1 protein-coding gene and 1 pseudogene are annotated in these 9276 nt (G+C 45.6%); both read right to left on the reverse strand.

The window, feature by feature from the left end:
- A pseudogene (gene fenA / locus V6D42_RS20170) lies at window positions 1–5530 on the reverse strand (fengycin non-ribosomal peptide synthetase FenA); the annotation flags it as partial.
- A gap of 25 nt (window positions 5531–5555) precedes the next feature.
- Window positions 5556–9276: amino acid adenylation domain-containing protein (locus V6D42_RS20175; protein WP_333514375.1), on the reverse strand; the 3721-nt coding region annotated here is incomplete at its 5' end.

The raw sequence follows: 9276 nt of genomic DNA on the forward strand, positions 1-9276 counted from the left end.
ATCCGGCGATATACAATTCTCCGATACATCCAGCAGGCAGCATCCTCTGCTTCTGGTTCAGAATATACAATCTGACATGGTGAATAGGTTTGCCAATGGGAATGCGGTCAAGTTTTTCATCAACCGGGCAATCAAAGAATGCCGCTTCTACAGTAGCTTCGGTAGGCCCATAGGAATTGGTTAATGTAACATCTGGCAGCAATTCACAGAACCGAGAGACAAGATGAGCCCCTAGCTGTTCGCCTCCAGAAAACACTCTCTTCAGCCTGTTCGTTTTGATCGGTACAGAGCCATTTTTTAGATATTCTAAAAACACATGAAGCATAGAAGGCACAAAATGCATCGCGGTAATCTGCTGTTCTTCTATGACCTTCAATATCATGTCCGGTTCTTTTTCGCCTTCTTGAGGAAGCAGATAAACAGAGGCGCCAGCGTACGGCCACCAAAACAGCTCCCATATCGAAGCATCGAAGGAATACGACGTTTTATGCAAAATGACGTCCGATTGATTCAAAGGATAGCGGATCTGAAGGGAATTCAAAAAATTCACTGCAGATTGATGCTCAACCTGTACCCCCTTAGGTCTTCCAGTAGAGCCGGATGTATAAATCATATAGGCTAAAGAATTGGGATTGACTTCAACATTTGGATTGGATACACGATGTTTCAGCCCGCTGTTTAATTGACTGAGATGAACGATTTCTCCATTAAAAGCCGGAATGTCTAGATTGTCAGATTGAATAAGGAGAATCCCAGAATCGCTGTCCTCCAGCAAAAAGCGAATCCGTTCCTCTGGATATTCCGGGTCAATAGGAAGATAAGCGCCGCCTGCTTTTAGAATCGCATAAATCCCGATCAGCATTTCAGGGGAACGCCTTCCCATAATGGCAACAGTCGTTTCGGCTTTTACTCCCCGGTCGATCAGCTCCCAGGCTACACGGTTCGCCCGTTCGTTCAATTCCTTGTAGGTTATCGCTCCGTCTTCAAAAATTACAGCCGGTTGGTCAGGTGTTTTTGCCGCTTGCTGTTCGAGTGTATGGTGCAAGGTCTGATTCAACGGATAGCCTGTCTCTTCAAGCGGATGGCATGAGTCAATGAAAGACCTTTCTTCTGCTATTGTAAGGATCGGAATATCGTCCAATTCCATCTCAGGACTGGAAGCCGTGTTTTCCACAAGTGTTGTAAAAAGGTCAGCCCATCTTTGAACGGTATCTTTTTCAAACAAAGCGGTACTGTATTCAAACTGACAGTACAGCTCAGCTTCATGCTCCGTGACATACAGGGAGATATCGAACTTAGATATCGGATGTTGCAAATCGTTCCATCTAAGCAGCAAATCATTCATTTTCAGTGTTTGCTTTTCCATATTTTGCAGCACAAGGGTTGTATCAAACAGCGGATTCCGGCTCATTTCCCGCTGCACACCGAGTTGATCAACCAGCTCCTCAAACGGATAATCCTGATGCTCATAGGCCTCCAGGGCAGTCTGCTTGACTTCCTTCAGAAAATCCGTAAATGTCTTATTGCCGGCTGGGTGCGTCCGAAGCGCTAATGTATTGACGAACATGCCAAGGACCGATTCAAGATCGGCATGCGGGCGTCCGGCAATAGGCGAACCGATCACGATGTCTTCCTGACCGCTTAACCGCGACAAAAAAGCTGAATACAATGCGAGTAGCGTCATGTACAGCGTACTCCCATTTTTGCGGGCTAGCTGCTTCAGGCGGGACGTGATTTCTTCATTCATTTGAAATAAAATTTTTCCGCCTGAGAAATTCCGTTCTGCCGGTCGGCGCTTGTCTGTTGGGAGCTCAAGCACCGGCAGCTCACCGCTAAACTGTCTCAGCCAGTAAGTCTCCTGCTTTTTGTATGTGTCTCCCTTTTGAAATTCCTGCTGCCAAACGGCGTAATCTTTATATTGGATTCGTAACGGCTTAAGCGTCCGATTTGCATAGCGCTCAGTGAATTCCCGGATTAACAGCTGAACGGATACACCATCAGAAATGATATGATGCATGTCCACCAGCAGCAAATGCTTCTCGTTTGTAAGCTTCACAAGGCCAGCTCTGAATAACGGCGCTTGACTGAGGTCAAATGGACGGACAAATCCAGCAGCAGAGGCTTCTTCACTTAACGCAAACGGAACCTCACTGTGAATACGCTGTACGGGCTCGGCGTTTTCTCCCGGCACAAAGGACGTTCGAAGTGGCTCATGCCGGCTGATCAGTTCCTTGAATACAGCAGCCAATTTTTCGCGATCAAGCTTCCCTTCAAGTTCTAAAACTGCCGGCATGTTGTAGCCGACACCGCCATTATCTAGATGCTGGAGCACGTACATCCGCTTTTGAGCTGATGATACTGGGTACGTCGGTTGTTCTTTTGCCTGTGCAATCGCCGCATAGGGATTTTCCTCTGCATTTCGAATGATGAAAGCCAATCCCTCCACTGTCGGATGGTCAAATACGTCCTTTAGCGGGACTTGCACATGAAAGTCCTTGGCGATTCGCGACACAAGCACCGTTGCTTTTAACGAGTGTCCGCCGCGGTCAAAAAAGTTATCGTGAATGCCAATCGGGCCTTCCTTCAGCACATCTTCAAACAGCTGTGAAAGCTTTACCTCTAACAAGTTCCGCGGAGCAGCGTATGTATGACTGCTGATTGAAGCTTCCGGTTCTGGAAGAGCTGATTGATCGACTTTCCCGTTCGGCGTCAAAGGAATGCTGTCAACCGAGACCCATTTGGCCGGAATCATATATTCTGGAAGCTCACTTGCCAGATATTGTCGCAAAGCCGAGGGATCCAGCCTGTGCATACTGCTATAATAAGCGCATAACTCATGTTCTCCGCTTTGATTTTGCCGGATAAGAATAGCAGCTTCTTTTACCTCCGGATGATTCATTAACGCGATTTCTATTTCTTGCGGCTCGATTCGATAACCTCTGATTTTCACTTGATCGTCGGCTCGACCGATATATTCAAAGTTGCCGTCTTCACGAATTCTCGCTACATCTCCCGTTCGGTACATAACTGCTCCGGACCTGAAGGGATCGGGTAAAAATTTCTCTCGCGTCAGTTTATCGTTATTGATATAACCTCTGGCGACACTTAAACCGGAAATATAAAGTTCTCCTGATACCCCCCGAGGCTGCAGTTGTTTTTGGTGATTTAAAATATACATATCAGTACAATCAATCGGTTTGCCAATCGGAGGAAACTCAGGAATTTGGTCACCCGGATATATGGTATATGCCGACACTACATGAGTTTCTGAAGGTCCATAATGATTATGCAAGTACATGTTGCGCTGACGCAAAACATCTTGGAGGAGACTGGAAACGATTAATTGCTCACCGGCTGTAATTAGGTGTTTTACATCACGAGGAAACGCGTTCGCAAATTCCTGTTCGCTGAAAATCATTTTGATAAAAGCTGTTGGGAGAAACACAATAGTCGTCTGATGCTCTTTTATAAATGCAAACAGCTGAGGCACGTCTCTTTTTATAGCTTCAGGTACGATATGAAGTGTGCCGCCTTCCAGTAATGTTGAAAATATTTCTTGATAGCAGACGTCAAAGGCAGGAGTAGCAAATTGCAAAACGTTATTTTGAAAGTCAATGCCAGAGCGAGTGAATTCAAACTGCAGCAAGTTCGCCATATTTCGATGTTCAAATTGAACGCCTTTTGGTTTTCCTGTTGTGCCTGATGTGTAAATCATATAGAGCAGATCGTCAGCACTATTCACTGAATGTAAGCAGCTGCCGTCTTCGATTTGAGTATCTTCCATATAGGTAACATTCAGGCCAGTCTCAAGCAATGGTGCAAAACGCGCTTGTGAAACGACATGAGAGCAGCCGCAGTCATTCAGAATATAATGGATTCTGTCAGACGGATAATGGGGATCGATTGGAACAATGGCGCCTCCAGCCTTCAATATACCGAGAACACCTGTAATGAACTCAGCTGAGCGTTCCATCATGATTGCGACAGGTTCCTGCCTCATAACGCCTTTTTTCCGCAAATGCCGTGCCAATCTGTTGGCGGATTCGTTCAATTCTTTATAGGTCAAAGAATGTGCTTGATCAATCACAGCCTGCGCGTCAGGCGTCTTCTCTGCCTGTTTTTCAAACATGGCATGGATGGTTTCATAAGCTGGTGTGTGATCTTTGATTTCCCCAATCAACTGCAGCTTTTCATTGTCTGTTGTGATATCGATGTCTGCTGGTGAGAGATGCGGATGATCTAAGATTTGGGAAACAGTGTTCAACAGATGCTCCTTAACAGAAAGCACAAAGGATCGGTCATGCAGTGCTGCATCATAGCTCATTTTTATATGGATTTCTTCCGCTGGCGCGACCATGAGATAAAAGCTGTAATTGGTTTCATCCGCCACTGTGAAGTTATGAATCTGAAAAAGATCGGAATCGTGCTCCTGGCTGTTCAGCATTTCTATTTCTTTCTGCACCGGATAGTTTTCGAATACAAGAATGTGATCTATCAAACCTTGCTTGACTGCTGAACGGGACTGTATCTCGTATAGAGGATGGTAGCTGTACGCTTCTGCAGCAAGGCGATCCTTTTGCATGTCTTTTACGAGCTGTAAAAATGGCGTTTTTGATCCGTGTAGCCGTATGGGAATTGTGTTGATGAAAAGTCCAACCATTTGTTCAATTCCTTCAATGTCTGAGGGCCTTCCTGACATGACAGAACCGAATACCGCGTCATCACTATTGTTATATTTTTGTAGGAGAATCCCCCACAGGGTATGGAAAATCGTACTGAGTGTGACTTCTTCTCTTACGGCAAGCTCTGACAGCCTGCTGCTGTCTTCTTTTGAAAATGAAAATGTAATTTGCTCCTGCCTGCTTGTGCTCTTTGTTTTTTTCTGCTTCGGGAGCAACGTTTGCTGCTCATAGCCGGAAAGATAATTGTCCCAATAGGAAACAGCTTTCTCTTTGTCTTGCTCCATCAGCCAATTGATATAAGTTCCGTATGGCTGAACGGGCTCCAGTGATAATGGAGCCCCTTTTATTTTTGATGCATAAATCTGAAGGAATTCTTTTAGTACAATGCCGAGGCACCAGCCGTCCATCATGATGTGGTGAAAGGTCCAAATACAAGTATATTGCCGCTTTCCGGTTCGAATAAGTGTGATGCGCATGAGCATATCCTTTTGCAGATGAAACCCTTTGGCGCGGTCCTTTTCTTTTATTTGTTCGACAAACGCAGATTGGCCCGCTTCATCTAAATGAGCAATGTCCTCCTCTAGTACACTGACAGTCCGTTCTCTCAGGACAACCTGCTGAGGTGAAGAGACATTTTGGCTGATGAAAATCGTTCTGAAAATGTCATGTCTTGCTACTAAAGCATTGATGCTCTCTTGGAAAAACTGTATATTGACATCTCCCTCTATCGTAAAAGAGGCTTGTTCAACATACGCCCGTGAATCTTTTTGCAGGAGGGAATGAAAAAGCATTCCTTCCTGCATATAAGACAGCGGATAAATATCCTGAATTGAATTCGCTTTTGTCATGTTCATATCTCCCTGTCACGATTTTCTACAAGTCTTCCACCAAGCTGGATATACTGTCCAAATCCTCTGCCGTTAACGATTGGCTGCTGAAATCGCTCAGCGTCTTTTCTGTGTTCTGTTTTTCAGCACAGTGTTTCATAATATCCTGCAGATAGCATTCAATTAGGTTGATAAGCCGCTCCATTGTCCCCCTGTGAAACCGTGCGGGTGCATAGCTGAGCTGAAAATGAAGCTGATTTTCTGCGGCCATCGCACTCATTTCAATAAGCTGCTCCCGCTTCCAAGTAGGAGTGATGTCCTTACCGCTCCCAAGACCAGACGGGCGGAAACGGTCTTGTCTTCCTATGTCGTTGAACTGCCCCAAGTAGTTAAAGCCGATTTCAGGTGTTTTTGAAAACACCATACTTTTATATTCGGGAGGTGTGATATATTTCAACATACCGTAGCCTACCCCTTTGTTCGGTATTCGGCCCAATGTATCTTTCACGGTTTTAACTGCGGTTCCAAGCTCATCAGCTTGATTTTCAAAGTCAATAAGGACGGGGTAAATGGATGTAAACCAGCCAACCGTGCGGCTGATGTCTAAATCCGGCAGAATGTGTTCTCTTCCGTGTCCCTCCATTGCCATACGGAGCTTGCTGCCCCCTGTCCAGTCACAAATCGCTAAGGAAGCCGCCGTCAATAGAATATCTTGTGTATCTGTGCCATAAGCGTGGTTTACCTTTTGCAGCAAGACCGCGGTGTCTGCCTCAGTGAGTGAAAAGCGCAATGTTGCCCTTTCACTGCTGTTCATATTCTCCATATAAGGCATTTCATATGGCAGTTCCGCTGCTTTTTCCTCTTCAACCGTCCGCCAGTACGTTTCCTCGCGAATCAGCTTGCTGCTTTGGGCATAATCTTGAATTCGCCGTGCGTATTCAAGATAGGAATCTGTTTTAGGCGGGAGCTGTATAGCCTGTCCTGAAGCTGCTTGATGATATGCCGTTGACAGGTCCTCCAGTAAAATTCTCCATGATACCCCATCAACGACCAAATGATGAATCGTGAGAAATAAATAATCTCCGGACAGCGTTTTAAACCAAGCAGCATGCAGTAATGGTCCTTGTTGGAGATTAATGCTTTGCTGAAGATTTGAAACTTCTTCTTTAATGCTCGCTTCCCAATCAATACCAGGATCTGAAACATCAGAAGTCCTTAAGCTGTACAGTTTGGATTCATGAATGTCTTGGTTGATTTGCAGCTGTTGTCCGCTATCATCCCGATAAATCATCCGCAGGGCATCATGATGCTCTGCCAGTTTTTTTAATGATGCGCGCAGTGCATTTTCCGACAAACAATCAGGACTAAACAGCATGACAGACTGGTTAAAATGGTGTCTATCTTCTATATCCTGAGAGAGGAACCAATGCTGAATAGGTGTCCATGGAACAGCTCCCTCAACAGATCCTTGGTCTATTACTCTTTCTGTCTTCCGGATGACCGCTGATAAATCTTTTATGTTCGGATGGCGGAATAAATCGCTTGCATGCAAGCTCCATCCATAACGCCCGAGGCGCGCGGATACTTGAAGTGCCTTAATAGAATCTCCGCCTAATTCAAAAAACGAATCTTCTATTCCGATCCTCTGCGTCTCGAGAACCTCCTGCCATATGTTTGCAAGTTGTTCTTCAAGGTCATTTCGAGGCGGGACGTACGTTTGTTTAGATGTGATATCTGGTTCAGGCAATGCTTTTCGGTTCAATTTTCCGTTGGCCGTGAGCGGGAGAGCATTCATTTCTATCATATAGGCCGGCATCATATAGCCAGGCAGCATTTGAGAAAGGTGAGTACGCACTTGTTCAGCATCTGTACCCTCTTTTACGCTTATATAGGCGCAAAGCTCCTTGCTGCCTAGTTGTCCTGTTCGCGCCAATACAGCTGCTTCTTTGACACCGTCTATATGACGAAGCGCAGATTCAATCTCACCAAGCTCAACCCGGTACCCCCTTATTTTTACTTGATCATCGACACGGCCTACGTATTCAATTGTGCCGTCAGGCAGCCAGCGTGCCAGATCACCGGTACGGTACATTTGTTCACCGGGCGCAAATGGATTTGGCACAAATTTCTCTTTCGTCAGGTCTGGGCGACCAAGATAGCCTCTTGCCACACCATCTCCGCCGACACACAGTTCACCGACAGCTCCGATTGGCTGCAGCATTCCCCATTTATTTAAGATAAATGCGGTTGAATTACCAATCGGCCGGCCGATTGGGATGGAATGATCATACGTTTTTTCAATGTGAAAGCAAGTCGAAAATGTTGTATTCTCAGTCGGCCCATATCCGTTCCAGATTGACAATTCCGGGCATGCTTGCTTGATTCGATTGACATGACTGGCTGACAGAGCTTCTCCGCCAATAATCAGATTTATGAGCCGGAAAAATATTTTCTCATTCTGTTCTGTTAAATGGTTGAAAAGAGATGCAGTCAGCCACATTGTGGTGATTCCGTTTTGTTCTATGTAACTCTTAAGCTGATGGGAATCCAGAAATGTTTCTTTATCTGTGAGATGCAAAGCAGCGCCATTTAGCAGCGGCCCGAGTATTTCAAATGTAACGACATCAAAACCGAGTGAAGAAGTCAGCAGAAGCCGGTCTTCAGGTGTAAATTCAATGTAATTGCTGTTTTTAACGAGACGGATCACACTTCGCTGTTCAATCATGACACCCTTCGGTTTGCCGGTTGATCCTGATGTATAGATGATATAAGCGAGTGAATGTGGTCCTGCTGGAGATTCAAAGCTCTTCGTTTCTCCTTGTCCTTGAATCTCTTCAATGACGATTTGCTCACAATTATGCTCTAAGTCTAATCGTTGACTATTTGTTTTTTCAGATCGAAGGAGTATTTTTGCACCGCTGTCTGACAGCATATATGATATTCGGTCAGCGGGCAGATCCTTAGCGATAGGCAGATAGGCTCCTCCAGCTTTCAAAATGCCGAGCATTCCGGCTGCAAGTTCTGGAGTTCGTGTTGTCAATAATGCAACTACAGTTTCAGGTCCGACTCCTTTTCTCCGAAGAACAGCAGCAATCCTGTTTGCCCGGCTGTTCAGTTCCTCATACGTTAATGTTTGTTCATCGCCGGCCACTGCTATGGCATCAGGCGTTTGTGCTGCCTGTAACTCAAACAGCCTGCTGATGGTTTCATGTCTCGGATACTCTCTTTTTGTACAATTGAGTTCATGGATAAGGAAATGGGTTTCATTCTCGTCCAATACATGTATTGTTCCAAGTGCCGCTTTGCTGTCTTGGATGATGGCGCGTAACATATTCATTAAATAGTGAAGCCACATTTCGATCGTTTTTTTCTGATAGAGATCCGTGCTATATTCCATTTGAAAAATCATAGATCCATTAGATTCCTCGTACGCATACAGGGTTAAATCGAACTTCGATACTTGATGTCTCATATTTGTTGCGGGCCGGAGACACAGGTCCTTCAGCTGCATGGATTCTTGGTCCATATTCTGAAGCACAAACATCACATCAAACAGCGGATTTCGGCTCATATCCCTTGTCACGCCGAGCTTGTCGACAAGCTCTTCAAACGGATAATCCTGGTGCTCGTAAGCTTCCAAGGCGGTCTCGCGTACTTCCTGCAACAATTGCGCAAACGGCTTCCCGCCCTCCGGGCGTGTCCGCAGCGCCAGGGTGTTGACGAACATTCCAAGTATCGGCTCGAGGTCCTTGTGAGGACGTCCGGCA

Source organism: Bacillus sp. 0909A, assembly GCF_036765115.1.
GTDB classification, from domain to species: Bacteria; Bacillota; Bacilli; order Bacillales; family Bacillaceae; genus Bacillus; species Bacillus mojavensis.